This window comes from Peribacillus sp. NPDC076916 (assembly GCF_050269675.1).
Taxonomy (GTDB): domain Bacteria; phylum Bacillota; class Bacilli; order Bacillales; family DSM-1321; genus Peribacillus; species Peribacillus aracenensis.
Window position 1 is genome coordinate 78740 of record NZ_JBNNIU010000006.1, and the last position, 25620, is coordinate 104359.

A 25620-nucleotide genomic window follows, 5' to 3' on the forward strand; every position below is an offset into this window, starting at 1 on the left:
AAACATTAGACAGTTAATTATTTGTAAAAGACGAAAATTCACATATTGCAGCAGGGCCAAAAAAATGGAATGAAAAATTTGTGTTCTCGATGACCCCGACTTTTTACAGTGATAGCCCCGACATTGGAACGAGATAAACGCCAATGTTTTTGTGTATAAAGCAACACATACAGGGGTATTCTTAAAAATCCTGTTTTCACAACAAAAAAAACCCTCTTCCTTATATGGGGAAAGGGTTCAATTTGTTCAAAATTCATCAATATGTTCTTATTTGTTTTTCAAGCCATTTCTTCATTTTCATTTGAATTTTAGGGGATGGAATTTTCATACCTCTTTCAATGTTACTTACGTATGGCGCTGATATCTCCAACTCCTCTGCTAATTGATATAAAGAGAGGTTGAGTCTTTTTCTTTCATTTCTTATTTGCTCACCAATATGATCACTGCTCTTTAGGATAGCCGGGGCTTGCTTTGTAAGCCGATTGCCAGGGTGAGATCTTTGTTTTTTTTCAATAGAACGATATTGCTCCTTTATGATATCAGGCGGTTCTATTAATATCATCGAATTCAGCCAAATGCTGGCCCAGCCTTTATAATCGGCTATCGATTCATCCCATTTTTCATAATGCCATGATGCGATTACACCATCATCCAGTAAAACATCCAAAGCTTTCTCAAAACGTTCCCTAGTACGGGACGGTGTACGGTCATTTAATTTTTCACCGATCGATTCCATTAAGGTACTGGTTTTATTCGGCTGTAAAAAGTCTCCTTTTCTTGCTTGGGTCCTCCAGCGCCAGCTTAAATATCTTGTAAGCCTTTTTTCCCAAAGTTGCTTATATGGATTATATTGAAGGGCCTTTATCGAAAGAAGGGCGACTTGCCTCGCAGAGCCATTAAGATACTTAGCGAAAACCTTGTCAATCGTGAACGTTATCTTTTTCCTGCAAGTTTCTTCCGATATATCATATTCCACACCAGCACGATCTTTAAAAATAAATGTCCTCCCTTGTAGCTTGGTCTGGACAGGCTTGCCTTTTTCATAGATGGTAGCTTTGTTAATGTTAATCCAGATGCTTTGTATATTTGTAAGCGATATCAAAATTTGTTCACGCTGTTTAGCTTCGTAACCACCCCGACGTCCTAATCCACCAAGTTTTGGCTTCAATCCTCTTATTGAAAGGAGATCATTTAAACAAATTTCCACTGTTTCCTCATTATGAGCAGCCTTTGACAAGAAAAGGCTGCAAAGAGCATCAAAAACATCAACATCAATATCAGATAAAGAGTGGAAACGGTTCCAAGCTTCTTTTACATTCGTCTGCTCAAAGGTTGTATGATCATTCCCAAAAGGGATTATTTGTATGGAACCTTCCGTATTCCCCTTTAATATTGGTGTTGCAGGCCAAGGGTTGTTTCCAATGATTTCGAATTTTTTTTTATAAATTGCATCTCTAACCGACTGATATGGAGCACTATTCATTACAAGCAAATGATCTTGGATTGTAAAATTGAAAGCAAAATCCCTCATCGTGGATAATAGTACATCCGATGTTTGCAAATCCCTCTTAAAACATAACAGGTTTTCTATCTTTTCGATTGTATTATTTTCGATATTAAATTCAATCATGATCTTATCGATCCAATTTTTAATATACTCATTAACGATATCTGTTACTTTCGATAAAAATTCAGTGTTTTCAGTAAAATGTTTTGTGAGATGACTGTAAAATAACTTATTTAATGCTTTATCATCAAGTCTTTCCATTTCATTAAAGCCTATTGTTAAGGCTATTTCCTCAAGGACCCATTCTTTTACCAGCAGTCTAAACCAGCTGTAAAAGTCCTCCCAAACCGATTTCTCAGCCAAAAAGGTATCATTTTTTAATTTTTTTTCCATTTGGTAAATTGAATCTTCCATTAAGTGTTTATCTTTTAAAATAGCATGATTTCCTGTAGAAATCCTTTTATATTCACTTAATAGATAGAATACGACATGTTGGGCAATATGTGATAATGTTTCATTTCTCGCCGTTAACCTCAGCTTGGCAAATAGCTCTTCGTTCTCTTTATATGCATGTTCCCAAATAACAAAACTTTTATTATTCAATCCATCTTTAAAGGTTAGAAACCCTTTCGAATCTCTTAACTTGTGTGTTTTGAATTTATTATTGAAGTCATGAAATTGATTGTTTTGCTCATATATGCAAAGAACCAAAAAGTTATTTATTTTGCTTGACCAGCGGTTCGATAAATACTCAAAGCTCTGATTCCTTAGGTTCGGTTCCATTTTTCCTCTATGTCTATCATTGCTATTCAACATGAATACCTCCTAATTCAAACTGCGTCTAAAAACAATGTACTCAGTGAGTTAGATGAAAAAAATTCGCGAAATTCTTTTAAGCTACTAAATATTTTTAGTCTTTTTTTATATATTCCATATAAAATTGAAAAATCCTTCCATGCATTACAAGTGAAACTGCTCCTTTTTACGAATAAATGTAACTAGTAAAATATACCCATCACCTTCTGAATCATCCTTTGCGTAAGAATCAGATTGGGAACGCTGCCACTTTCATCCGCGAGATGAAAATCTCACCATATTTCCAGATTTAAAGGAATTTTCACCACTTTTCTTATTTATGAACATACCCTGCACGGTAATGATTCAATGTTCATGAATAATTAATGTTAGGAAATTCAACCCAAGACTTTCAGCCTTTTCCCAATCGTATAAATATTCAAAAAAATGTCGAGTTGAGTCATCTATCCTTTTACCCTTATACTAGGGAAGAAAAATCGAAGGAGGAATTACACATGAAGAAGGAAATTTCAATTATTGGTGTTCCAATGGATCTTGGTCAAACTAGAAGAGGAGTGGATATGGGGCCTAGTGCCATAAGATATGCAGGATTGAGTGAAAGACTAGAAAACATTGGCTATACTGTCCGTGATGAAGGTGATATTAAAGTAGAAATACAGGAAAGAGCACAAAGTGATATCGACACAAATTTAAAGAATCTGCAGGACGTAGCAGAAGGTAATGAAAAATTGAGTCAAAAAGTGGATGAAGTCATCCAATCCAATCGGTTTCCTTTAGTATTAGGCGGAGATCACAGTATAGCAATCGGGACATTAGCCGGTTTAGCGAAGCATTCTGAAAACTTAGGGGTAATATGGTATGATGCACATGGGGATTTAAACACTGCCGAAACTTCCCCATCAGGAAACATACATGGTATGTCCCTTGCAGTAAGTTTGGGTCTTGGCCACCCTGCACTGACTAACATTGGCGGATATTCTCCAAAGGTCAAACCAGAAAATATTGTCATTATTGGTGCCCGTTCTTTAGACCAAGGTGAGAAAGAGTTAATCAGGGAAAAAGGAATTAAAGTCTATACGATGCATGAGATTGATAGAATGGGCATGACAAAAGTGATGGAAGAATCGATTGCCTACCTGAAGGAACGTACGGATCTTGTTCATTTATCACTTGATCTTGATGGTCTTGATCCAGATGATGCACCAGGGGTCGGAACGCCTGTAATGGGAGGTATTAGTTACCGTGAAAGCCATCTTGCCATGGAAATGCTAGCTGAAGCTAATATCATTACATCAGCAGAGTTTGTTGAGATAAACCCAATATTGGACGAGCATAATAAAACGGCTGAAGTTGCTGTTGCATTAATGGGCTCATTGCTTGGGGAAAAATTACTTTATGGAGCGGAAGATCATATCACTCCTGATTTATTGGCTCATGTTAAATAATCGGACTCAATGTTTTTGATAGAAAAATAGAAGAGTTCGTTAAAGTGATAATCCATAGGAAAAAGCCCATACTTCTTTTATGTGCTTCTTCCCCCGTTGGCGGATGATCGACTTGAACCAATTTACATCCCTAGTTTCCTGACGCTTGGCTTCCTTTTCTTTATTAAGAGGCGCTTTCGAAATTAATTCTGCATAGGTACCTATGTTCATTGACTCATGATTCTTTAATGCAGAAATAATCTCTTTTCGGAGGGAATTCGATACCATCTAAGAATCAAAGCTATTAGACTTGTGAAAACACAAATTCCCTATTAACGTCCCAACATAAATGAAACCGTTTGCACCCATCAGGTAAAGGAGTTTTTCAATGAAAACAGCAGAAAATCAACCAAATGAATTAAAACGGAGCATGAAAGCAAGACATTTATTTATGATTTCAATAGGGGGATGTATTGGTACGGGCTTTTTCATTGGTTCAGGCTATACCATTCATGAAGCAGGAGCATTCGGTGCTATCCTCTCTTACATAGTCGGCGGCTTCATCATGTATTTAACGATGCTTTGTCTAGGTGAACTATCCGTTGCCATGCCTGTTTCCGGTTCGTTTCAGACATATGCGACTAAGTTCATCGGTCCTGGAACCGGGTTTGCCATCGGATGGCTTTACTGGTTAGGTTGGGCCGTTACAGTTGCTTTAGAGTTTTTGGCAGCAGGACAGCTTATGCAAAGATGGTTTCCCGAATCACCCGTTTGGATGTGGTGTGCAATCTTTGCTTTTCTCATATTTTCACTCAACGCCTTATCAGCAAAAGCATTTGGCGAATCGGAGTTTGTTTTTTCCAGCATAAAAGTATTGGCCATCATTCTGTTCATCATCGTTGGCGGTGCTGCCATGTTTGGAATGATTGATATGAAAGGTGGACAAGAAGCTCCATTTTTCTCCAACTTTTTCGCTGAGGGTCTTTTCCCCAATGGGATATCAGCCCTGCTAATCACAATGATTACAGTGAACTTTTCCTTCCAGGGCACAGAATTAATCGGAATTGCCGCTGGAGAAAGTGAAAACCCGGAAAAGGTCATCCCAAGGTCCATCAAACAAACCGTTTGGAGAACCCTTTTCTTCTTTGTTCTTTCTGTCACTGTGTTATCGGCGATGATTCCAAGGGAAAAAGCCAGCATCTCAGAAAGTCCATTCGTTGTTGTACTAGATAGTATCGGAGTTCCGTATGCAGCTGACATCATGAACTTCATCATTCTTACAGCACTATTGTCAGTGGCGAACTCCGGTCTTTATGCTGCGACACGTATGCTCTACTCGCTCTCTAGGGAAGGTATGGCAAGTCCGAAGCTCGGTTTGGTGAATAAGAGAGGGATTCCGCTTAATGCCTTGCTTATTACCCTTGCAATTGCCGGTTTGTCTTTACTTTCAAGTGTAGTAGCTGCCAAAACAATATTTGTCTTTCTTCTCTCCCTTGCAGGATTAGGTGCACAAATTGGCTGGATTGCCATATCGGCCAGTCTTCTTGCTTTTAGAAAATCCTATACCCGCCAAGGCGGAAAGATAGAAAATCTGAAATTCAAAGTTCCGCTATATCCATTCATCCCCATTCTTGCTTTACTAGCAAACTGTATCGTCATGATCAGTCTTGCATTTGTTCCTGAGCAGCGAATGGCCCTTTATTGCGGGGGAACATTCTTCCTTGGATGTTATGCGGTTTATCATTTAAGAGTGAAGAAAAACAAGACCATAGAAACTCCCAAGCAGGAAGTTGAATTAAATGCCGGTAAAAAAATGGTCATTTGATCCTGAAGGCTGAGGAGTTGAGTGAAAATGGTGAAAAGCGATCTTTACAATTCATAAAGATTGCTTTTCAAAGAAGAAAAACCCTGGATGTATTCAACCTAGGGTTTTTCTTCTATTTAAACGCCGTTTCCTGCAAAGCTATCTAATGGTACCCCTTTTATTAATTCTTCCTTTTCCCTTCCGGCCTTTTTTAATTCCCCTAACTATACACTTTCCAATCAATGAAATATCATCTCCCTGTTATGATAATACGCATATAATAGGAAGTTAAATTCCCAGTTCCATTTGGGCAATAAAAACATGTATCAAAACAAAAAAATCATCTTAATCGATGATTTTATTTTGTGCATATTCCTTTAATCTAGGCAGGATAGGCTCTAAAATTTCCTTGGCTATGTAATCCGTATCCAATCCAATAAAACGTTCACTTTCCATGTCGACCGATCTCGCATTTTCCGGGTCATTACAAAAAATAAACGATATGATTCCGTTATCTTCCGTCATATCTACATATTTAAATGTAATATCATGTTTCGTAAGACAACTTTCAAACGCAATGCACAATTCATCTATATTTGATTGACTAATAGATGTGAATTTCATATAGATCATCCCCTCTGCTAAAGGATAGCAAAATAAAGCATGAATTTCAAAGCGAAATTCAAGTCCCGGTCTTATGTTCATGCTTCCCCTGACACTTTCGACCAAAGGGAACATGACAAAAACATGACTTTGTTTGGAATATCACCCATGAAGTCTTTCATGTGGATTTCCCAATAACAAATGAATGTAACCAATCGATTTCAATCAATTACCCAACCTAACCCCGATTTTATTTTTTATCTTACAACAACGATTATTAAGGATTCCCCTAGGCATGACCGCATATTGTATCACCGGGATATGCAGTTCCACATGAATATTCCATGGCATGTCTCATATCTTTATACAAACACCTTGTTAGGAGTGGGCCAACATGAAGTCTTTTTATAAAGGAACGCTCATTTTGATTGTCGCAGCGTTCTTTGGTGAATGTATCGAATTTTTAGTGAACATGCTCCTGGCCAGGGAATTACACGAAGAGGGCATGGGGCTTTATATGTCCATATTGCCAATTTTCTTTTTGATATATGTGATTGCCAGCCTTGAATTACATATTTCCATTTCAAAATTCGTTGCGGAAAATAAACAGGCAATGCATTATAATCTTATCATTCATGCACTTAAAATGGCTGCGGTCGTCGTATTGGTAATGTGTATAGTCATGCCTTTCATACTTTCCTTCTCATCCATAATGGACAGATACCACCCCTATATTAAATGGCTGCTCATCACATTGATCCCCATAGTTTCCTTTTCATCGATTGCTAGGGGCTATTTCATGGGTGTCCAACAAATGGGGAAGATTGCCTTATCCAACTTTTTAAAAGATATCATTCAATTCGGTTTGCTTTTCCTCATATTTAATTTATTTCATTTTAACCAGGAAAAGTCATTATTGATGGCCTTTTTTGTTTTGATTGGCAGTGAATTCCTCGTTTTTCTATACTTGATCAACCTTTTGATTCTTCAAATGCGAATCATGAGGCGCGGTACGAACTCGCGGACAACCGGTAAACATGCACGACAAAAGTTATTGGAAGTTTCGCTGCCCACCATGGGGTTAAGGATCTTTCATGCGATAACGAATGCCATCCAACCTTTTTTGATTCATACTGCCCTTCTCTCGGCAGGATTCGGTGCGGTAGTGGCTACAGAGCATTTTGGGATGCTGACTGGGGTTGCGATGACGATTGGCTTCTTTCCGGCCTTTATCGCGCATTCCTTAATGATCATGCTCATTCCGAATGTTTCGAATGCATATAAGAAGCAGGATAAGGAAAAATTGAGGGTTTTATTGCAAAAATCGATGTCTTTCACCGTATTATATGGAGTTCCGGCTGTGATTTTCATTTACTTCTTTGCGGAACCTTTGACCTCCCTCTTTTTTTCTTCAACATCTGCCGCATACTATTTAAAATTATTATGTCCTTATTTCCTTTTTCATTTTTTTGTCATTCCCATGCAAGCTTATCTCATCGGCCTGGGTTTAGTGAAGGATGCTTTCATCCATACCGTATGGTCCCATATTGTTGCCTTTTTAATGATGTATATCCTAGGGTCTCAGGCTTCTCTTAATATGGGAGGAATCATTTTAGGAATGAATACAGGAGCTGTATTATTAACTTTCATGCACTACTTGACCATTTGCAAGAAAATTGGCATAAGCATCTTACTGACGAAATCAAGATCCATATCGATAAAGTGAGGCAAAAATCCTTGCTGTCATTGGTTTATTACGATCAAGATTAAAAATATTGAGCCTTTCCCTGTACATATCACCTTCGTTACTGTATATTTCAACATACTTGGGTAATAATCAAGTAAAATGGTTTAAACTAACCATAGAATTGTAATGGAGTGATTTCATGAGTAAAGCGAAGGCTAAGAGTGGAACGGGTAAAGGTACGGGCACTGGAACGGGCAAGAAGGGCTGGAATCGTTGGAAAACAAGTGCCAACAAGAAAAAAAGCGCGAAACCATATGTAAGTAAAGGCGTCAAACATTTCAATGACTCAAAAACATCCAGTCATGCTGCAGGTGACAGGACAGAAAAATAATTGCTTGTCCTATATTCCATACAGAATTTATGTTTGTTCCATATTCTCATACAGAGTGTAAAGAAATCTGTATGAGAGAAATGGGTCTTATAGATATAAACCACTGACGATATCCATATAAAGCATAAGACTACAGCTATTATACATATCATCAAAAAAGACACTCCAAATCCGGGCAGTGTCTTTTATTTTTTAATATATTCTTTTTATCTGAATTGGTTTTTGGGTTTGATAGCATTGATTTTTTTGGGGGTAAACTCTGTACGGAAACCGTTAGTGGCTTTTTTAACAGAGTCTGTAACTGAATGTATCGCTTCACCAACATCCTGAGCAGAATCCAATAATGGTTCAACCGTTTTCATTTTAGTTTTTACATCGTCGGAGATTTCATTTGCATTTTGCAATAGTTGTTTCGATTCACCGGACAAATCGTGGATGGCATTTCTCACCTCAGCCAATGTTTGATTGGCTTCTCCTATCGTGACCATTCCCTTTTGAAGAGTACTGATTAAAAATACGACCAACCAAATGAAGGCTAAAGCGATCGCTGCCACACTATATTGAATTATCAAGATAAAGCTCCCCCTCTAAATTAAATAGTAGAAACGATTGCTTTAAATAGGTTAGTGAATCCCGGGGTGCCTGTTTCTTTAATGATAAAAGATGAAACTATTTGATTATTATTTGAACCCCCTCAGCTTCAGTTCGAGTTGAAGGAACTGTCGGAGTGGATAAATCCTTAGGGCCGCCCTCCAAACTCGCTTCTTTCATGGAATTGGTTACGTTATGAATCATTTCCCCAACATCTTGAGCTGATTCCAGCAATGGATCGACATTTTCCATCTTCCCTTTAACATCCGCTGTAATTTGAGTGGCAGAGTGGATCAATTGTTTGGACTCTTGCGTCAATCCATGTACAGCATTCCTTACCTCTTCCAATGTCTTATTTGTTTCTTCGAGCGTTCCCATTCCTTTACGCAGCGTCTGGTTGACATTATATATCAAATACACGACGGCTCCGGAAACACTGGCCACACTTAATTTAATGAACATTTTCATATATCCACTCCTTTCATTTAAATTTATGCACTGCCCCTTCCATTAATTCCCTAAAGCCCTTCACTTGTCCAGTCAGTTTTATAGAAGAACCATTCACCTTATCCTATTAGAAGTTTAAAGGGGAAGTTTAAAGGATAATAATAAGGGAGAGGCCATATTACAGGAGGAGATTTGTTCATGTCACATGAGAATTATTCATCTGTTATCCAAACTTTAAATGATTGTATGACCGCGTGTAATCATTGTTATGATGCATGCTTAAAAGAAGATCATGTAAATATGATGGTGGAGTGCATTCGCTTGGATCGGGAATGTGCGGATATTTGCTCTTATTTAGAACAGGCGATAGGAAGAGGTACACCGTTTATTTCAGAGTTGGCTGCAGTTTGTGCCCAGATTTGTGAAAGCTGCGGAAACGAATGTAAAAAACACGATCATGAACATTGTCAAAAATGTGCTGAAGCATGCTTTAGGTGTGCAGAAGAATGCAGAAAATTAGCCGCTTGATGTAAGGAATAGCACTAAGCTATTCCTTTTATTTATACCTCCCCCTTACCTACCCATTACTTTATTAAACTTATTTAAGGATGATAATAGAATATATATATTCTATCGAGGTTTATGTTGAAATTTTATATATAAATACATACGTTACAAATGAAATTTGTAAAAATACGAAAAATACATATTGAAAACCGCCATTTTTAGGCATACTAGTATTAAAAACAGGAGGATATTATGACACCTCGTAATGTTCCAGCTAAAGATGATTTAGAAGTGAAAGATACCCCCGCTTCACCTGATAAGGAAAGTGAAGTAGCCAAACTCAATCGATTATTAGGTGCGGTCATGCGATATTTATCAGATGATGAGCAAGAAGAAATTGATATAGAGTATCTTCTCGAAAACACTGAAGGGCTGCGGGATTGGTGGAGCGAATATAGGGAGCTTGATCGAAAACGGGTCGAAGAAGAAATAAAAAATTCCCTGACAGCTCTATCCCTTGAAGAACTTGAAAACATCCGTGAACAAATCCGCACAAAGGAATTATAAAAAAACCCCTGCACTGGGATTTAACCAGATCATGCAAGGATTTTTTTATTTTCTACCATATACTAAGAAAAATCATTCCATTCATGCGGCACCAGAAATCATTTGATTCAAAGACCACTCGATGAACGTAGTTTTAGTTGAACGATCATGGAATCAACTAATGCATTCAATGGATTTAAAACTGTCATTCCTGTCTGAAGTTCATATCTCTTTGCTGCTTCGACCATTGATAGTTGAGCCACCGACAGTGGTCTATTTTCGTTATTAAACTGGTATAGGAAGTTCAAAATTTCCTCGTTATACCTCTCTCCAAATCCCTGCATAATGAATTCAAAGGCATCGTCGATGAGGATAACTTCAAAATCCACAGCCCCATATTTTTCAGCATGAGCATTTAAACGTTTGACTGTTCCTTCAACAGTGGCAGGGTTCGTGAATAATATCATCTGCGGTTGCTGCAATTGGCAAATTTGCTCAAAATATGGTTCATCAATTTTAATGATAGGCATGGGTAAGGATAGCTGCTCTTCGTTTAAAAAGGCGATGTAGTTTGTACAGGTTATCAGAATGGCATCCACTTTACATTCGGCAATCCATTCTACTTGTTGTTTAACCCTTTTTCGAGCATCCGAATGCTTAAAATTTTTATCCGTTGACACCCGTTGCACCAATCCCGGATCTACGAAATGAAGCCATTCAATATCGAAGTTCGAGAATGCGGTTTCTATGTATTCTATATTTGTATGGTGTGCATGCAAACAGCCTATCTTTTTTTTCATGGATCTCCCGCTTTCCACAAGTAGTATTCTGATTATTCTAACATAAAAACCTGGCTTTACACTGACCGCTATCGGAAAAACGATGATTAGCCATAGTCTTCCTGTCTTCATCGGGAGTCAAAAGACTGCTTTATAGTGTCAGAATGCTCAGTTGGTATGAATCCGGCTCTTGAGCATATATTTATCAAGGCGCTAGCAAGAGATAACATCAGGAAAATGGAACTTCAGTAACCTAATTACTTCTCGACTCAAGTAAAGCATTTGTTTTAGAATAAAAAAATCATTAAAAAGAAAGGCTCTTTTCGTAAAGATTGTTGTTTTTAAAAACTAAACAATTTAAGGTTGATTGGAGTGCAAATGCAAGACTCCTGCGGGAGCACAGGCGTTTACGCTGAGGAGGCTCACCGCCCGCCCCGCGGAAAGCGAGCATCTGGGGAAATCAACCACACCGCTTTACTTGGTAAATAGCAACAAAGTATGCGAAAACAGCCAAAAGAAAAAAGCAAACCGTAATCGACAGATAAAAATAATTTTATTGGAGAGTGTTCACCATTCTTTATTTAATTGCGATTCTTTTCCCTCCATTAGCCGTATTTTTAGCCGGTAAACCCATCCAGGCAGTGTTTAATCTGGTACTCACACTATTTTTCTATGTCCCTGGTTTAATTCATGCAATCTTAGTGGTGCATGATAAGAAAGCTGATAAACGAATGAAGCTGCAAGCAGCACTTATAGCTAAATCGAAACAAACGACAAAGTGATTTATACAACTGCCAATAACCCGAATGCCGCATTCGGGTTATTACTATCAATACAATTCGGTTAATTGTATCTGTGCGTCTTTCTAAGCCCTTTATGATAACAAGCATCACATATATGAAAACGCGAGTCATCCGGAAGCCTTTTTCCACAGCGCTTGCATTTTTTTTGATAATTCAACATTTCGTCTTTTAACTGATCATGAACGCCATCACTGATTTCTTCACGGATACGCTCCCAATAAACAGCTTCCGTCCGCTTACCCATCCGATATAAAAATAGTAAATGAAGACCTATCGCTTTATAAGATAGCTCCAATTCCTCCAGATTTCTAGTCTTGATGATCGGTTCAGGAAGGTCACTGTTCTCGGCAATCGCTTCTACCGTTTCCAGCCACTGTCTGATCAAACTCGGTTCTTTTGCCGAAAAAGGAATATGCAGGAAACCATATAAATCCATTAAAGAGAAACGCGCTTCGATTTCAGTATCCCTTATAAGTTCGTAAAGCTCCCTTTCTTCCGATAGAGATGCCTTTTTTGTGCCTTTAGGAGGCTCAAACCTCTCCCACATTTCGAAAAATGTCCCTAGGTTCCGGTAATATTTTTGAAAACGTTCAAACACAGCAGAGGTTGGGGCGATAGTGAAGGTTTGAACTGGTTCATCTACCTGTTCCAGCAACTTATTCATGATTTTGATCTCTGCTGTAAATGCTACCTTTCCCGTGTCATAAATTCCTTTTCTACCCGCTCGACCTGCGATTTGTTTGATTTCTTGAGAAGTCAATCTTCTTCTCCGTGTCCCGTCGAATTTTTCATTTTCAAGAAAGACGATGCGGCGTATTGGCAAGTTCAATCCCATACCAATCGCATCGGTGGCAACGACAACTGATGTTTCACCACGATTGAATAACTCTATTTGCCGTTTTCTATTTTCAGGAGGCATACTGCCGTATATCATGCTGACATTATGTCCGCTCTCTTTTAACCGGGACGCGGTTTCCAGTACCTGCCTTCTCGAAAAACAAATGAGGGCATCCCCTTTTTTTGTATACTTCAGTCCAAACTCCCTTTGTTCTACCTCAAGCGGTATTTCCCGTCTGTATTCGTGGAGTTCTAAATCAGCTTCATTCAGAAGGTTAAGAAGCATCATTTTGATATTATTGCTCCCGATAATGTGTACTTCTTTCGCATTTGCTTGCGTGATTGCCCTGAACCATGAAAAACCTCGATCTTTATCGGCAATCATTTGGGCCTCATCTATGACGATTACTTCATGGTAGTCTTTCTCATGAAACATTTCAACGGTGCTGGAGACATGTTTAGCTCCCTCAACCGCCTTTTCTTCTTCACCGGTTTTTAATGAACAAGGTACACCGTCCGCATTTAATTTATCAAATACCTCAAGGGCCAACAGTCTTAGGGGAGCTAGATACAAACCGCTTTCCGCCTCTTTCATTTTCTCCAGGGCCTTATGCGTCTTCCCGGTATTGGTTTCTCCGATATGCAAAACATATCTTACTTTTTTTCCTAATGATGGAGTATAGGCCTTACCGATGATGTCATCGATCATCCTTTGCTCTTCTGCCAGCTTCTTGGCTTGCTCTGCCAATACTTCAGCTTTTCTTCTCTCCCTGTTCTCCACGTCTTTTTCGTATATTTCTTCGTGCAATGTTTCATGAAAAGGAATTCCTTCAAGCTTCAGTAAATCAGAAAGGTATTCTTCCTGAAGTTCATCGAAACAGGACTGGGACAAATCAGCCAATTCATCGCTTAGTATACCCTTAAGGGCATCAACCGTCAGCCTTTCCCCATATGACTCAAAAAAATCATGATGCAGTGCAGCAGATAGATGTTGCAAGTATTTGCCAGGGGCTAATTCCATTATGAAATCCGAAACTAATCTTTCATACCTGTAGAAGTAATTTTCATATTCATAACGGTTCCTTCCCCAACCGATCAATGAGTGAATATCGCCTGTCAGTTCTTCAAAAAAATCAGTGACCATTAGGTATTCGGCAGCTTGAAAGCCTCCCTCTTCAACCAACTGTTCTTCAAGCAAGTATGGATCGACATATTGGAATTTAGGCTTATTCTTAAGATCTTTTGCCAAAACTCCAGCAATATAATACCTGACATGTAAATATAAAAAAAGTGAGTTACTTTCAAAGAAGCCATTGGCCTCTTCTTGCAGTCTTGCGCGTATCTTCCAGCGCTGCTTGGCAAGCCGCTGTTCTTCTTGTCGCTTAAAGAATTTTTCCCTTGCATTTTTATATCTCTTCTCCCAATCTTCTTGATTATCAGCAAAGGTTTTTTTAATCCACGTTAAGCCATCAAACGGGCGATACTTCTTTAATTCGTTCCGGAACATGCTATTGATCAGTTTATGATCTGAACCTTCCGTTACAAATCCCCTTTCGCTTAAAAACGCCTTTTTTTCCTTTCTTGGCACATCGTTTGATGCTTTATTTAGCCAAACATTTATCCAAATTTGCTCAATAAAAGTCGTCCTGTCTGATATATAAGCTGAATAAGAAGGCATCGTCTCTTGATTCTCTAAATAAAAATCCATATCCTGGATTATTTTTTCCTTTGTATTCTCTATAGCAATAGGATATATACTATCTAATTTTCCCATAATGATCCCCTTTTGAATTATCCAATATGTACTTTATTGCTTGCTTTTATCCTCCCCAAATTTTTTTTATAAATGAGCGCGACACATCCGTTTTATCTAAATTCATGTACCCTCAGATGCAGGAATGCCAAGTTGCTTTACATTCGAACGCTCCAGGGCAAATTAGAAAAAAGCATGCACATCAAAGGTACTCTTCCCATTTCATTTACAGTATAATGCATGATGAGACCGATTTGCCTTAGGCATGGATCATGAAGTGATACCCATCCCGGAAATCCAGAAACGGATACAGAAATTTAGCTGGTTGGTAATCCGGCGAATGAAAATTTAATGATATTAAAAAAATGCCGAAAATAAAGTAAAGGTCAATTTTTTAACTTTATCGTTTACATGATTCAACGATAAAACGAATCCGACCCCTTAATTGAGTTTAGTGGAAAACCCGACTACTGTCACGGTATTCAGATTCCGCTTTTGTGTCTTTGTCGTTCAATATGAAAATAACATCCGGAAAACTAAAAAGACTATAGATAAAAGAGGAGCCTGAGAATGATTCAGCAAGATATCAACTATTATAAAAATTTCGATTCTATCGCTAAAGAAGTATTAGCACTATTAGCTCAAACCATTGAGGTCAATACATTCTTCCTTTCTTTATTGAATCCCATCCAGAGTTTTATGATCAAATCCTTCAATAGAAATGCAGAGTTGATTTGTGAAGGTGACATCCTTCCTTATAATATGGTTTATTGCAAATTAGTTGTTGAGAATGGTTTGGGACCACTCGTTATCCCGAATTTGAGGGAACATGAATTGACTAGTGGCCATCCCGCAACGGAGTTTATAGGGAATGGGTGTTTTATGGGAGTCCCCCTAATAAATGAGGGTGAAATCATTGGGACATTATGTGCATTTGACATTAAACCCCATGTTTTTAAAGAATATGATCTGATACTCATTAAGTCTTTGGCAGCTTTGATTAGTCATACCATACTTCTTGAAAAAGGGATTATCAGGGATCCTTTGTCAGGTCTATATAATCGGCACTTCATTGATAATTATTTCGAATATCATAAAGATAAAACAAACGATGAAATGGCCCTTCTTTACATCGATCTTGATCATTTTAAATTTTTCAATGATTCTTTTGGCCATGATGCTGGTGACGACGTTATCAAAAAGGCAGCGGAATGCTTTTTGCAAACCGTTCCCGAAGGCAGTCATGTGGCCCGAATCGGAGGTGATGAATTCATTGTATTATTACATCCATCGCATTGTGAAGATTTAATGAAAAACACTCAGCAAAACGCTGAATTATTACTGAAGCATTTATCCACCATGCCCATTCACATTAATGGAAATGATCATTTTGTATCAGCTAGCATAGGGATAAGTTTTTATCCTCATAATGGTACGGAAATGGAGTCACTTTTAAAAAAAGCGGACCGTTCCATGTATTTGGCTAAAGAGTCTGGACGTAAGAAAATTCAATACTTCCACCAGCAGTGATCATCTGAAAAATAAAAAAACCAGTTCTCCTTGGAGACTGGTTTTTTCTTTCACCTTAAAAAAATCCAACGTTTAGCTTTCAGCTTTTGTAAAAGCTTGAGCAACTCAGCATTTCCCTTATGTATCCGTTTCTCGGATGGTGAAGCGGAGGGGACTGGGATGTTAACTCTCTCGGGTTTTTTGTTCATAATCTGAAAGACCCTTCCTATTCTTTGATTTTGAATAGTATATGCGGGTTCTCCATGAAATATCATAAGGAAAGGAAAAACCCCTTCCCTTCTTATAAAACATTTTTTAATCGGCTGAAGCGTGCAGCTTTTTCTTTTTGTTTCAGGATAATGCGTTCGTTTTGTTTCATCACTTTTTTAGTGTGGGGACTTAAACCTACATCGGGTATTTTCACCTGTGGTTTGATTACGGCAACTGACACGTCATTGCCCGCTTTATCATATATGCTCATTTATCCTTCACCACCTGGTTTTTGTTTTATGACCATATCGAACATCATGATTAATAATGCTATTAATAAACAATCGACTTCTGAAACGAAGCTTTCCGATTTAACGTCAAGGATATAAGGTTCCATCAAAATACTAACAGGCTGCAAAGCCATTTTTTCTTCATCATTATAATACGTATCTTCTCTTTCCAATGTAGCACGAATGGTACTGCCATTCAAGTTCGGATGCCCACTTATCACCAATTGCTTGTCCTGTTCCGTCTTGAAAGGAAGGATTTTCACGTTCATCCCTTCCTTTGCCGCATATGCTTGCAGGAGAATGCTCAAATAAGCCAAATATTCCTTATTCGTTTGATAATACTCAGGTATTCCTTCCTTTTTTAGGAGATGAAACATATTCTTGACCTTTTCCCTATTATCCGTTAAAAGTTTGTCACTTTCCGCAACGGCTTTTGTTGCATAGGATAGCTCGTTATCGCCAATCTTGGATATATACATGCTCAAGAACACAAACATATCAATCAGGATGAATACGATAGCCATAATCAAGAAATTTTTCCACTCATTAAAAATGCTCATCGGATAGAAATTCCAATAAATCAATGCACCCAATATAAAAATGATATACCAGGTTTTTCGAATCGCTTCAATCCTTTTACTTACCTTGTCTTTATATTTCCAAGAAAGAATGACATAGGCTAATAAAGCAATAAATACTACCCATACAAAGACCCTGAAAAACATTAACAATCGATTTATCACCCTACCCTTCGGCTGCTACATTCCTTATACCGCTCTCTATATTATTCATTATATATACCTCTATTCCCTGCCTAAGACGGGTGAAACTTAAACACTTGTCAGAAGACTTGAGAAAAAACACTCCTCCCAATGTGGGTTTACAATTAATGAATCATATGTTTCACCTTCCATTCCCCTTGTCTCGGAATGGTTTATCTTAATCATATTTTTAGTGGGGCATCATAGTAAATAACCCTATAAATTTTGTGATATGATATGTTTTAATAAAAGTTCTGATTAATACGGGAGGAAGCTATCATGATGAAAATTATTAAGATTCTCATTTCTTCTTTTATAATATTGTTACTTTTCCTAAACCTTTATCCTCCACTTGGAAGACGGACAAACAAAGAAAAAGTGAGAAGATTCACTACAAAAGAGAATTTTGTCAAGGGGAAATTCCAAAATCAGATTCCTGCCAGTCAAGCGATGAGTCTTAAACATACTGGTTCCATTTTACGTGACTTCATTAAACCTAATCCAAAAAGGAGGCCCGACCGTCCCATCGTAATGGGAACAAAACAACCTGCATCTGTGAAGTCCAATAAAATCACCTGGTTTGGTCATTCTGCATTCATGTTGGAGTTAGATGGGAAAACCATTTTAGTGGATCCCATGTTTGGCAAAGCGCCCACTCCCTTTCCTTGGTTTGGGAACAAGCGATTTAGCGGTGATCTCCCTATCAATTTGGATATGCTGCCTCCTATCGATGCCGTCCTCCTCTCACATGATCACTATGATCACTTGGATTATTTCTCAATAAAGAAATTAAAAGATAAGGTCAGTCAGTTCATTGTCCCACTAGGTGTCGGTGGTCATCTTGAAAGATGGGGCGTTAAACAAGAACTGATTCAGGAACTTAATTGGTGGGATGAAGTTTCATTCAAGGATTTGCAATTTGTTTGTACGCCTGCAAGGCATTTTTCTGGTAGAAGTTTACGTGATGGCAATACCACACTCTGGAGTTCTTGGATAATTAATGGAAAACAAGAAAAGGTATTTTTCAGCGGCGATAGTGGATATGGCAGCCATTTTAAAGAAATCGGCGAAAAATACGGACCTTTTGATATAACTTTAATGGAATGCGGCCAATATGATGAACGTTGGTCAACCATCCATATGGTTCCAGAAGAAACCGTTCAAGCACACATCGATGTACAAGGAAAACGGATGATCCCCATTCATTGGGCTGGGTTCACCTTGTCTTTCCATGACTGGACAGATCCGATAGAACGGGTAACAAAAGCAGGTAATGATCTTGGTGTCCAGGTTTGCACACCACAAATAGGCGAACCAGTAGTGATTGGTTCAACAGACTTCCCTCAAACAAGTTGGTGGAAATGATAATGGACCATTCAGTTTGTTTAGAAAAGGGGGTCGGAAAACGTTTCTTTCATCAAATGTTGTTCCCGAACCAACTGACCCAAAGCAATATCTTCAACTCCTCGGATATAGTTTCAATCTAAATGCTATACCTAAGTTGATCGGAGCGGATGTGCGAGACTCCTGCTTAGAAAAGCGCATGTCTGGAGCGGAAATCCACGACTAAATTGTACAAGCCATAAAAAAACTGTAGACAGCCCGATTTTCAGTTTGTCTACAGTCTTAATGGTCCATCCCTAATGGGACGGACCATTTTCATTCACATTTTCCCTTCATTATATTCCAGTTTCACTTTTATTGAATGCTCTTTCTTCACACCAAAATAATTCGTGCCTATTACACCTAAAATGATTAGTATCGACCCCAAAATATCATAGATGGTAATCTTTTCATTTAGAATGAGAGTTCCTGCCGTTATCGTGACAACTGTGGAAAGGTTAGCAAACACACTCATTTGGGACGCTTTGATTTTTGATAAAATCGTATTGGATAATAACGAAGTGACCAATGAAGCCAATATTCCCAAATACAAAATGGAACTGATGAATTCCATGCTCGACCATGGTGTAAAGAATTCCGCCATCGTTCCTTGTTTTAAGTGGGTGAAGAGCGCAGCCACGTTAAATATGACAAAGCCTGTTCCCATCATGAAAAAGGACATTTCACCTGGCGTATAGTCCTTGGCAAGTGAACGGGTCATCGTTGTGTAACAGGCCGTTGCAATACAGGATAGCAAGATCAATAGCATCCCAAGCATGTCGGAAAAATCGATGGTGCTCCCCTTCATCACAAAAATAAAAATGACCCCGACTACCGACAAAACAATCGAAAGCTTTTGAAATAAAGAAGTTTTCTCCTTCAGGAAATATCCAGCTATCATCAATGTTAGAATTGGGGTGACGGCAGACAGAATTCCAGCATCGGTGGATTGCGAATACTTAAGTCCGAAAGTTTGAAAGGCAAAGAAAAGAGTTGGGAACAACAAGGATAGCGGGATCAGATTTTTAACCGACTCCCAGGAATAGTTCACCTTAATGACTTTAACGGCGACCAGGAATAAAATGATGACGAAAGAAACCGTGAATCGGAACGCCAAAGTATCAAGCGGATTCGATTCTGCAATCGCCATTTTCGTAAATAAGAAAGATAGGCCGACAATACTTGAATGAAATAGCGCTAACATGTATGCAAATGTTCGGGATTTCATGGCTGCAACTCCTCAACTAGATTACTATGTTCCTATTTAGGTATAGTACCCTTTGCATCTGATTTGCAATCCAAGTTAGAGCTAAAAAATCCTGGTCTTTTTAGGGATATTTTACGTATTTGAAATGTAAAAAGACAATAATGTGGTGTTGATATTTTTATTAGCCTTTTTTGTTGTTTTAATTTGCAAGAACACTGATGGATACCCGTTTATCATGTGGAACAATATTCCCATTTTTCATATAGCTTGAAATTATATTGAGGATTATAAATGCATAAAAATATAATTATTAATCGACAATGGCAGAGTTATTTGGATAGGCTTCTTCTACTTCAATGCTTTTGTAGGCGATCGGTTCTTCAAAAGTGGTCTGAGGTTTCTGTTTTCTTTTCAAATACATACTAATTGAATAAGTAACTGTGAAGTTGATCAATAAAGCAATTAAGCCAATATTAATATTCAAGAAATTCATCTGTGCTAAATGCATACAGATGGCGAACAGATCCCCTGCAATAAGTCCTGCTGCAATTCCTGCAGGTCTTATGGATCGGAAAAAGAAAATCGATAATAATCCAGGCAGGAATTGCCCAAATCCATAATATGCTGTGTTAATCAAATTCAGCATCAAGCTTGGCGCCAACAATGTTAGCCCCATCGAACACAACAGATAGAGAAGAACAATAATTTGGACCCATTTCCTCTGAGATTTTTCAGGAACATTACTTAATAAATTCCTGGAAACGAGACCTCCAACTGCCAAGCTAGTTACAGCAAGTACTAAAATACCTGAAAGAGCTGCCCCAGCAGCTACCAAACCGACTGCCCAAGGAGGAAGGATGCTTGTAACCGTTGCCATGAAGGCATGGTTGGGATTATCTAAATTAGGTATTGAAACAAGAGCAAAATATGAAGCTAGTATGAGAAAAGGATACATCAACATGTACAATGGCATGAATCTTTGAGTTCGCTTAATTGTCCCTTCTGACTTACTAGTGAATACGACAGAAACGATGATCGGCATGCAATAGAATGCTAATGATTGAAAAAATATAGTGGTCATACTAAAAACGACATCTTCTGATTTGTCTATCGTAACCATCGCCCCATGTTGCTCCGCCAAATTGAATAGGTTTGACACTCCATTAATTTCTTTTATAACCACTATCCCAGTGATTATGATCGCTAGAAGCATAATTATATCTTTAAGGATAGAAATGAGTGCTGGAGCCTTCACACCAGAAATCGATATATAAATAAATGCTAGACACCCTGAAACAATGACTGACAGTGTTGGGGATAAATTAAAACCTAGGGCATCAAGCGCAACGACGAGTCCCTCAAATTGCAACTGTCCCCATGGGATCATGAAGAGCAATGCGGAAATTGCCACTACTAGTTCCAAACCTCTATGGGAGTAATGCCCTTTGAATATATCCGGAAGAGTCATTGCACCATACCTTTTCCCAGCTCTCCACATTAATGGGGCCATATAATATCCAATGGGGTAAGCAAGAAGTATATAACCTAGAAACCAGATGCCATATCCCGGACCTTTGGCGTATATTCCTCCTGGAAATCCAATCATCGTTCCTATACTATATATTTCACCTACGGCGAGGAAGAATAGCAATATTCCACTGAATGATCTGCCTCCTACCAAATATTCCTCAACACCAATTTTCCCTCTTCCACCCCGACTGTTCAATGCGATTCCAATTGATAAGAGTATAATAGATCCAAACACAATCGCCGCCATTATCCATTCCTCCTTATCTACCCCATCTTTTCATTTTTATATTGATGACGATCATAAATATGCCAAGATATACAAAGACAAAGGGTAGTTAGTGGAAACCACATAAACACCCAAAAATAAAGGATGGGTATTCCCAGAACACTAAAATCAAGTTTCGCAATAAAAGGAACGATGCCTATAATGGCCAGAAATGGAATTATCACACCTATGAATATACCAGCTAATTTTCGGCGAGGCATAATTCTCTCCACCTTTCCTTAGATTTTTAAGTATGCGATTCCTATCGAATACTTTGCTAAGTGGGTAGTGTTTTTAAACGACTTAGGTTCAACCTATTAAACTCCAATCCATTTGGTAAACAACTTGACCATCCACAATAGTGGCAAGTACCGGAATATCCTTAATTTCTAATGGATCGACCTTCAGTGGATCTTCTGAAAGAATAACAAAGTCCGCTCTCTTTCCAATCTCGATACTTCCGGTATTCTTTTCATCAAAATTAATTTCCGCACCCCATATCGTCATTGACCTCAGTGCACTTTCTACGTCTATCCTTTGTTCAGGTCCTAATACTTCCCCTCCCATTGTAATGCGATTGACTGCAGCCCAAACTGAAAATAATGGTGAGATGGGTGTTACTGGACAATCGGAATGCAAAGTAAATAACAAGTTATTTTGAAGCGCGTCTCTTAACGGGTTCATTTCGTTGGCTCTTTCAGGTCCAAGGAACATTTTTTTATGCCTATCGCCCCAATAATACACGTGATTAATGAAAAATGAACCTGCTATGCCAAGGCTTTTCATTCGTTCTAAATCGTATCTAGTCACGGTTTGCAAATGTTCAATTCGATAGCGGTGATCTATGCGGGGATTTTTTTTCAATGCGAATTCATAAGCATCTAAAATGGAGCCAATGGCCCTGTCTCCATTTCCATGTGTAGTTATGCGAAAACCCCTTTTATTTAAATCAAGAACTTCTTCGTTGAATTCTTTTTGTTCATGTAATAATTCACCGGAAACTTTAGGATTACAATGGTATGGCTGCCGCAATGCTGCTGTTAATCCTTGAATTGACCCATCTTGAAACAACTTAGCACTATCCAGACGGGCGCGACCATATGATTTTTCAATAATCTCCATATTGAGTTCACTTGCTGTATATTTTCCTAATTCATTTCCTTCCCGTAGGATATTGTGCATGACCATTAATTGCATCCGCATTGGATTTTTTCTTTCTGCCATTGCCTGAAGATGGGCTTCAAGTTCAACTATGCCCATATTTAACCCTACACCGGCATCAGTATTTGTAGTGATGCCTTTTTCTACGTAATCCTTAGAGCCTTCGCTTAATAGTGAAACCAATAAATCCAAAGATGGTGCCGGGATCTTCGTTTCCACCAAATTCATAGCAGGCAGCTCATATAATATACCATTCAGTCGCCCTGAACTATCCCGGCCCAGATGTCCACCAGGAGGGTCCAAAACAGTTTCATCAATACCTGCAATTTTAAGAGCTGCAGAGTTTACCACTCCGAAGTGTGCGGAAACATGCCTGATAAAAACGGGATGATCTGGTACGACTGCATCCAATTCAGCCCGGGTTGGATGCCTTTGTTCTTTTAAAAGGGTATCATCATAGCCAAAACCTAAAATCCAATTCTCTTTTTCAGTTTGTTTGGCCATTGAAAGAAGGCGGGCTTGTATATCTTCAATATTTTGATTAAGGGGTGAACTGCAGTTTGCTTGTTTTCGAAACTGGGAATACATCAATAAATGGTTGTGGGTGTCGATAAAGCCAGGAAGCAATGTTGCACCTTTTAAATTGATAACTTGTGTCCGGCTGGAATATTCAATGGACGCGCGAGGAGGTTCCAATTCAGTCCAGATTCCGATGATGATTCCATTACTTACTGCTACAGAACCTCCTATACGACTTTTTTTATCTAATGTCAAAACGTTTGCGTTCGTTATCAAGAGATCCACATGAACCATAAAAATGCCTCCTCTAAAGAGCTATTAGAATTAATACGGATAAAAGAAGTAACATTAAAGCCTTAAATTTTCTCTTGTCTCTTTCGAAAATAGTATATAACCCACCCATCAGAAATCAGGCGAATACATCCTTCCACTATAAGTAATAACATTTCCGCTATTTAATTTCCTCCTTCTTTATAATTGAATATATTTTTACATTTACGAAAACTCATCATAACGTCAGTACCACTTCTTAGTGAATAATACACACAACGTTATAAAAAGTCAATAAAAATTCAGAATATTCCGCCATATATATATATTTTAAACGATCCTACTTTAACGTTTATCAATATTCTTTTAACTTCTATCTTAAAAATATAGAAGGTTACCAGAACTGCCCAAACACCTTCATACCTATATCCCATTAATGAAGAAAAAGATGATTCTCCAGTAACTTTCATTTAGTTAGAACTTTGTTGAAGTATAATCATTTACAGTTCATATATGATAAAATTTCAACGAGGAAGCGAGGTATATATATGGTAGTTACTACTTTGATTTTCATTATGGCTGGCCTGGCGGAAATTGGTGGCGGTTACCTGATTTGGCTCTGGTTAAGAGAAGGTAAATCCATTTACCTAGGTTTAGCCGGAGGTTTCGGATTGGTGCTATACGGCATCATTGCAACTTTCCAAACGTTCCCAACCTTTGGACGGGTCTATGCTGCATATGGGGGGGGTTTCATTGTTTTATCGGTTTTATGGGGATGGGGCATCGATAAGAAAACCCCTGATTTATATGATTGGATTGGCGCTGTAATCTGTTTGGTCGGGGTTTCAGTCATTATATGGGGCCCTAGACACTAAGAAATTAAAGGGCATAAGGCCCTTTAATTTCTATTACCAAATTCTCCACTTCTTGTTTGGCAGATTTTCAACTGATTTTAATACAGTGATTCAGCATTGGTGTACGTTACGTTATATCAATTTCTTTTCCTGCCTGATTTCAGTCATGTTGCTGAAATTATCCTGAATGAACCAAATCGCCGCTGCTGCAATGATGCATGCATGGTATGGCAAAAGCTAAAAAATTGACTTGCAATGACAATCTTATATCAAGCAGGATCCCGCAGAAAGCAGGAGCAAGTATTCCGACAATTCTGCCGATGCCCAATGCCCAGCCGGCTCCTGTAGAACGGATTTCATTCGGATAATAATGGGATACATATGCATTCGTGACGATTTGAATGGAAATCAGTATATAAAGCATGATCATGCTTGGCTTGAAACTCGGCATCGTGAGGGTGATGAATCCAATGACCAAAAAAGTTACCAGAATCCCCTTGGAACCATATCTGTCTGCAAGCTTCCCTCCAACAATTGCTCCAAGGTTCAATACTACTAAGAATGTCAGGCTTGAACCTAATTCATATCCCATCCTCCCATGATCTTTGGAAGCCATCTACTCAAGCCATATATTACGAACAAACACATGAAAAAGGCAATCCAAAACACGAGGGTGCTTAAAGTCCTCCCTTTTTTGAATAACTTTTTAACTGGAAACCCTTTCATTTCACTTTTGAGTTGCTCCTGAAAGACATAATTATCATTCATGGTGCATTGTCCGTCTAGATTCACTTGATTCAGAACGTCCACCAATTTGCTTTTTTCGTTTTTTATCATTCAATAATTTATTGACTCTTTATTCATTTTTATTGCCATTTCAACTTTGTCCTTTTTCTTCGATGGTCTGCCACCATTCCTTCCTCTGGCTTGCTCTCGTTCTTATTCTGCAATTTTTGCCATTGTACGAAAGAAAAACTTTCATCAATTTTTTTATAAATTTTTTCTACCCCAAACTTTGTAAGAGCATCAACCTTCATATCCAAGTTTTGTTCCTTCTTACTTACACGTGCATAATCAAATATCATCATTCATCACCTGCAATAGTTTTTATTACCCTTTATTAGCACCAAAAACGGTATTAGATATCAAAATTGTTACTTTGATTT

At 38.3% G+C, this 25620-nt stretch carries 25 protein-coding genes; 10 read left to right on the forward strand and 15 right to left on the reverse strand.

All coding sequences use genetic code 11. The features are described 5' to 3' along the window. Positions 1-256 precede the first annotated feature (256 nt). On the reverse strand, positions 257-2320 hold the full coding sequence (locus ACQKFG_RS18390) for a helix-turn-helix domain-containing protein (protein ID WP_427561432.1): 2064 nt from the start codon (positions 2318-2320) through the stop codon (positions 257-259). Positions 2321-2817: 497 nt separating this feature from the next. On the opposite strand from ACQKFG_RS18390, the gene rocF reads away from it, so the two are divergent. Beyond that, the gene (rocF, locus tag ACQKFG_RS18395) at positions 2818-3768 is read left to right on the forward strand and encodes an arginase (protein WP_192204743.1); all 951 of its coding nucleotides are present in this window, start codon (positions 2818-2820) and stop codon (positions 3766-3768) included. A gap of 39 nt (positions 3769-3807) precedes the next feature. On the opposite strand, the gene ACQKFG_RS18400 is transcribed toward rocF, so the two are convergent. Next, positions 3808-3978: a hypothetical protein gene (locus ACQKFG_RS18400; protein WP_427561436.1), complete on the reverse strand. Its 171-nt coding sequence runs from the start codon at positions 3976-3978 to the stop codon at positions 3808-3810. A gap of 157 nt (positions 3979-4135) precedes the next feature. Between ACQKFG_RS18400 and ACQKFG_RS18405 the strand changes: the two genes are divergently transcribed. Further along, positions 4136-5572, forward strand: a complete 1437-nt coding sequence (locus ACQKFG_RS18405; protein ID WP_427561439.1) for an amino acid permease — start codon at positions 4136-4138, stop codon at positions 5570-5572. 324 nt (positions 5573-5896) lie between these two features. Here the strand turns inward: ACQKFG_RS18405 and ACQKFG_RS18410 are convergent, their stop codons facing one another. Next, complete coding sequence (locus ACQKFG_RS18410) at positions 5897-6175, reverse strand: hypothetical protein (protein ID WP_260284961.1); 279 nt, start codon at positions 6173-6175, stop codon at positions 5897-5899. A 373-nt stretch (positions 6176-6548) separates the two neighbouring features. Between ACQKFG_RS18410 and ACQKFG_RS18415 the strand changes: the two genes are divergently transcribed. Together ACQKFG_RS18415 and ACQKFG_RS18420 are read left to right on the forward strand one after the other, a co-directional pair. Next, positions 6549-7880: a polysaccharide biosynthesis protein gene (locus ACQKFG_RS18415; protein WP_192204739.1), complete on the forward strand. Its 1332-nt coding sequence runs from the start codon at positions 6549-6551 to the stop codon at positions 7878-7880. A gap of 160 nt (positions 7881-8040) precedes the next feature. Then, positions 8041-8232, forward strand: a complete 192-nt coding sequence (locus tag ACQKFG_RS18420) for a DUF3934 family protein (RefSeq protein ID WP_427561443.1) — start codon at positions 8041-8043, stop codon at positions 8230-8232. 206 nt (positions 8233-8438) lie between these two features. Here ACQKFG_RS18420 and ACQKFG_RS18425 read toward each other — a convergent pair whose 3' ends face one another. Together ACQKFG_RS18425 and ACQKFG_RS18430 are read right to left on the reverse strand one after the other, a co-directional pair. Continuing rightward, the gene (locus tag ACQKFG_RS18425; RefSeq protein WP_349730107.1) at positions 8439-8804 is read right to left on the reverse strand and encodes a DUF948 domain-containing protein; all 366 of its coding nucleotides are present in this window, start codon (positions 8802-8804) and stop codon (positions 8439-8441) included. A 97-nt stretch (positions 8805-8901) separates the two neighbouring features. Continuing rightward, positions 8902-9291, reverse strand: a complete 390-nt coding sequence (locus ACQKFG_RS18430; protein WP_349730106.1) for a DUF948 domain-containing protein — start codon at positions 9289-9291, stop codon at positions 8902-8904. A 177-nt stretch (positions 9292-9468) separates the two neighbouring features. Between ACQKFG_RS18430 and ACQKFG_RS18435 the strand changes: the two genes are divergently transcribed. Both ACQKFG_RS18435 and ACQKFG_RS18440 read left to right on the forward strand, forming a co-directional pair. Next, positions 9469-9798 carry a four-helix bundle copper-binding protein gene (locus ACQKFG_RS18435; RefSeq protein WP_192204735.1) on the forward strand — a complete coding sequence of 110 codons (330 nt, stop codon included), beginning with the start codon at positions 9469-9471 and terminating at the stop codon, positions 9796-9798. 231 nt (positions 9799-10029) lie between these two features. Beyond that, positions 10030-10344: a hypothetical protein gene (locus ACQKFG_RS18440; RefSeq protein WP_427561447.1), complete on the forward strand. Its 315-nt coding sequence runs from the start codon at positions 10030-10032 to the stop codon at positions 10342-10344. Between the two features lie 107 nt (positions 10345-10451). Here ACQKFG_RS18440 and ACQKFG_RS18445 read toward each other — a convergent pair whose 3' ends face one another. Next, the gene (locus tag ACQKFG_RS18445; protein ID WP_427561450.1) at positions 10452-11123 is read right to left on the reverse strand and encodes a hypothetical protein; all 672 of its coding nucleotides are present in this window, start codon (positions 11121-11123) and stop codon (positions 10452-10454) included. Positions 11124-11674: 551 nt separating this feature from the next. Here ACQKFG_RS18445 and ACQKFG_RS18450 point away from each other — a divergent pair. After that, positions 11675-11884, forward strand: coding sequence for a YqaE/Pmp3 family membrane protein (locus ACQKFG_RS18450; RefSeq protein ID WP_192208270.1), 210 nt, complete (start codon positions 11675-11677; stop codon positions 11882-11884). A 61-nt stretch (positions 11885-11945) separates the two neighbouring features. Here ACQKFG_RS18450 and ACQKFG_RS18455 read toward each other — a convergent pair whose 3' ends face one another. Continuing rightward, complete coding sequence (locus ACQKFG_RS18455; RefSeq protein WP_427561453.1) at positions 11946-14516, reverse strand: helicase-related protein; 2571 nt, start codon at positions 14514-14516, stop codon at positions 11946-11948. Positions 14517-15065: 549 nt separating this feature from the next. On the opposite strand from ACQKFG_RS18455, the gene ACQKFG_RS18460 reads away from it, so the two are divergent. Beyond that, positions 15066-16025 carry a diguanylate cyclase gene (locus tag ACQKFG_RS18460; RefSeq protein ID WP_349730103.1) on the forward strand — a complete coding sequence of 320 codons (960 nt, stop codon included), beginning with the start codon at positions 15066-15068 and terminating at the stop codon, positions 16023-16025. A gap of 280 nt (positions 16026-16305) precedes the next feature. On the opposite strand, the gene ACQKFG_RS18465 is transcribed toward ACQKFG_RS18460, so the two are convergent. Both ACQKFG_RS18465 and ACQKFG_RS18470 read right to left on the reverse strand, forming a co-directional pair. Beyond that, complete coding sequence (locus ACQKFG_RS18465) at positions 16306-16485, reverse strand: hypothetical protein (RefSeq protein ID WP_076369116.1); 180 nt, start codon at positions 16483-16485, stop codon at positions 16306-16308. Then, positions 16486-17229, reverse strand: a complete 744-nt coding sequence (locus tag ACQKFG_RS18470; protein ID WP_387599306.1) for a type II toxin-antitoxin system SpoIISA family toxin — start codon at positions 17227-17229, stop codon at positions 16486-16488. It lies immediately after the preceding gene. A gap of 315 nt (positions 17230-17544) precedes the next feature. Here ACQKFG_RS18470 and ACQKFG_RS18475 point away from each other — a divergent pair, with 315 nt between their 5' ends. Further along, positions 17545-18630, forward strand: a complete 1086-nt coding sequence (locus ACQKFG_RS18475) for an MBL fold metallo-hydrolase (RefSeq protein WP_427561458.1) — start codon at positions 17545-17547, stop codon at positions 18628-18630. Positions 18631-18928: 298 nt separating this feature from the next. On the opposite strand, the gene ACQKFG_RS18480 is transcribed toward ACQKFG_RS18475, so the two are convergent. The 4 genes from ACQKFG_RS18480 to ACQKFG_RS18495 all read right to left on the reverse strand — a co-directional run bounded on the left by ACQKFG_RS18480 (position 18929) and on the right by ACQKFG_RS18495 (position 23624). Beyond that, positions 18929-19876 (reverse strand): DMT family transporter, encoded by a 948-nt coding sequence (locus ACQKFG_RS18480; protein ID WP_349730101.1) that lies wholly within the window; start codon positions 19874-19876, stop codon positions 18929-18931. Between the two features lie 289 nt (positions 19877-20165). Next, positions 20166-21632, reverse strand: coding sequence for a sodium:solute symporter family protein (locus ACQKFG_RS18485; RefSeq protein ID WP_427561462.1), 1467 nt, complete (start codon positions 21630-21632; stop codon positions 20166-20168). Positions 21633-21649: 17 nt separating this feature from the next. After that, the gene (locus ACQKFG_RS18490) at positions 21650-21871 is read right to left on the reverse strand and encodes a DUF3311 domain-containing protein (RefSeq protein ID WP_192204727.1); all 222 of its coding nucleotides are present in this window, start codon (positions 21869-21871) and stop codon (positions 21650-21652) included. Positions 21872-21959: 88 nt separating this feature from the next. After that, a complete protein-coding gene (locus ACQKFG_RS18495; protein WP_427561466.1) occupies positions 21960-23624 on the reverse strand; it encodes an amidohydrolase in 1665 nt (554 codons plus the stop codon). Between the two features lie 524 nt (positions 23625-24148). Between ACQKFG_RS18495 and ACQKFG_RS18500 the strand changes: the two genes are divergently transcribed. Then, positions 24149-24475, forward strand: a complete 327-nt coding sequence (locus ACQKFG_RS18500; protein WP_427561469.1) for a YnfA family protein — start codon at positions 24149-24151, stop codon at positions 24473-24475. A gap of 157 nt (positions 24476-24632) precedes the next feature. Here ACQKFG_RS18500 and ACQKFG_RS18505 read toward each other — a convergent pair whose 3' ends face one another. Both ACQKFG_RS18505 and ACQKFG_RS18510 read right to left on the reverse strand, forming a co-directional pair. Continuing rightward, positions 24633-25046: an MFS transporter gene (locus tag ACQKFG_RS18505; protein WP_427561472.1), complete on the reverse strand. Its 414-nt coding sequence runs from the start codon at positions 25044-25046 to the stop codon at positions 24633-24635. A 274-nt stretch (positions 25047-25320) separates the two neighbouring features. Then, positions 25321-25539, reverse strand: coding sequence for a hypothetical protein (locus ACQKFG_RS18510; protein WP_427561475.1), 219 nt, complete (start codon positions 25537-25539; stop codon positions 25321-25323). Between the last annotated feature and the right edge of the window lie 81 nt (positions 25540-25620).

What these genes read in the sequence shown, in the direction of transcription:
- ACQKFG_RS18460 (WP_349730103.1), top strand. Translation starts at nt 15,066, where the DNA reads ATGATTCAGCAAGATATCAACTATTATAAAAATTTCGATTCTATCGCT.
- ACQKFG_RS18415 (WP_192204739.1), top strand. Translation starts at nt 6,549, where the DNA reads ATGAAGTCTTTTTATAAAGGAACGCTCATTTTGATTGTCGCAGCGTTC.
- ACQKFG_RS18485 (WP_427561462.1), bottom strand. Translation starts at nt 21,632, where the DNA reads ATGGCGGCGATTGTGTTTGGATCTATTATACTCTTATCAATTGGAATC.
- ACQKFG_RS18420 (WP_427561443.1), top strand. Translation starts at nt 8,041, where the DNA reads ATGAGTAAAGCGAAGGCTAAGAGTGGAACGGGTAAAGGTACGGGCACT.
- ACQKFG_RS18505 (WP_427561472.1), bottom strand. Translation starts at nt 25,046, where the DNA reads ATGGGATATGAATTAGGTTCAAGCCTGACATTCTTAGTAGTATTGAAC.
- ACQKFG_RS18480 (WP_349730101.1), bottom strand. Translation starts at nt 19,876, where the DNA reads ATGAAATCCCGAACATTTGCATACATGTTAGCGCTATTTCATTCAAGT.
- rocF (WP_192204743.1), top strand. Translation starts at nt 2,818, where the DNA reads ATGAAGAAGGAAATTTCAATTATTGGTGTTCCAATGGATCTTGGTCAA.
- ACQKFG_RS18510 (WP_427561475.1), bottom strand. Translation starts at nt 25,539, where the DNA reads ATGATATTTGATTATGCACGTGTAAGTAAGAAGGAACAAAACTTGGAT.
- ACQKFG_RS18410 (WP_260284961.1), bottom strand. Translation starts at nt 6,175, where the DNA reads ATGAAATTCACATCTATTAGTCAATCAAATATAGATGAATTGTGCATT.
- ACQKFG_RS18435 (WP_192204735.1), top strand. Translation starts at nt 9,469, where the DNA reads ATGTCACATGAGAATTATTCATCTGTTATCCAAACTTTAAATGATTGT.
- ACQKFG_RS18430 (WP_349730106.1), bottom strand. Translation starts at nt 9,291, where the DNA reads ATGAAAATGTTCATTAAATTAAGTGTGGCCAGTGTTTCCGGAGCCGTC.
- ACQKFG_RS18465 (WP_076369116.1), bottom strand. Translation starts at nt 16,485, where the DNA reads ATGAGCATATATGATAAAGCGGGCAATGACGTGTCAGTTGCCGTAATC.
- ACQKFG_RS18445 (WP_427561450.1), bottom strand. Translation starts at nt 11,123, where the DNA reads ATGAAAAAAAAGATAGGCTGTTTGCATGCACACCATACAAATATAGAA.
- ACQKFG_RS18405 (WP_427561439.1), top strand. Translation starts at nt 4,136, where the DNA reads ATGAAAACAGCAGAAAATCAACCAAATGAATTAAAACGGAGCATGAAA.
- ACQKFG_RS18470 (WP_387599306.1), bottom strand. Translation starts at nt 17,229, where the DNA reads ATGTTTTTCAGGGTCTTTGTATGGGTAGTATTTATTGCTTTATTAGCC.
- ACQKFG_RS18400 (WP_427561436.1), bottom strand. Translation starts at nt 3,978, where the DNA reads ATGAACATAGGTACCTATGCAGAATTAATTTCGAAAGCGCCTCTTAAT.
- ACQKFG_RS18490 (WP_192204727.1), bottom strand. Translation starts at nt 21,871, where the DNA reads ATGCCTCGCCGAAAATTAGCTGGTATATTCATAGGTGTGATAATTCCA.
- ACQKFG_RS18455 (WP_427561453.1), bottom strand. Translation starts at nt 14,516, where the DNA reads ATGGGAAAATTAGATAGTATATATCCTATTGCTATAGAGAATACAAAG.
- ACQKFG_RS18440 (WP_427561447.1), top strand. Translation starts at nt 10,030, where the DNA reads ATGACACCTCGTAATGTTCCAGCTAAAGATGATTTAGAAGTGAAAGAT.
- ACQKFG_RS18500 (WP_427561469.1), top strand. Translation starts at nt 24,149, where the DNA reads ATGGTAGTTACTACTTTGATTTTCATTATGGCTGGCCTGGCGGAAATT.
- ACQKFG_RS18495 (WP_427561466.1), bottom strand. Translation starts at nt 23,624, where the DNA reads ATGGTTCATGTGGATCTCTTGATAACGAACGCAAACGTTTTGACATTA.
- ACQKFG_RS18475 (WP_427561458.1), top strand. Translation starts at nt 17,545, where the DNA reads ATGATGAAAATTATTAAGATTCTCATTTCTTCTTTTATAATATTGTTA.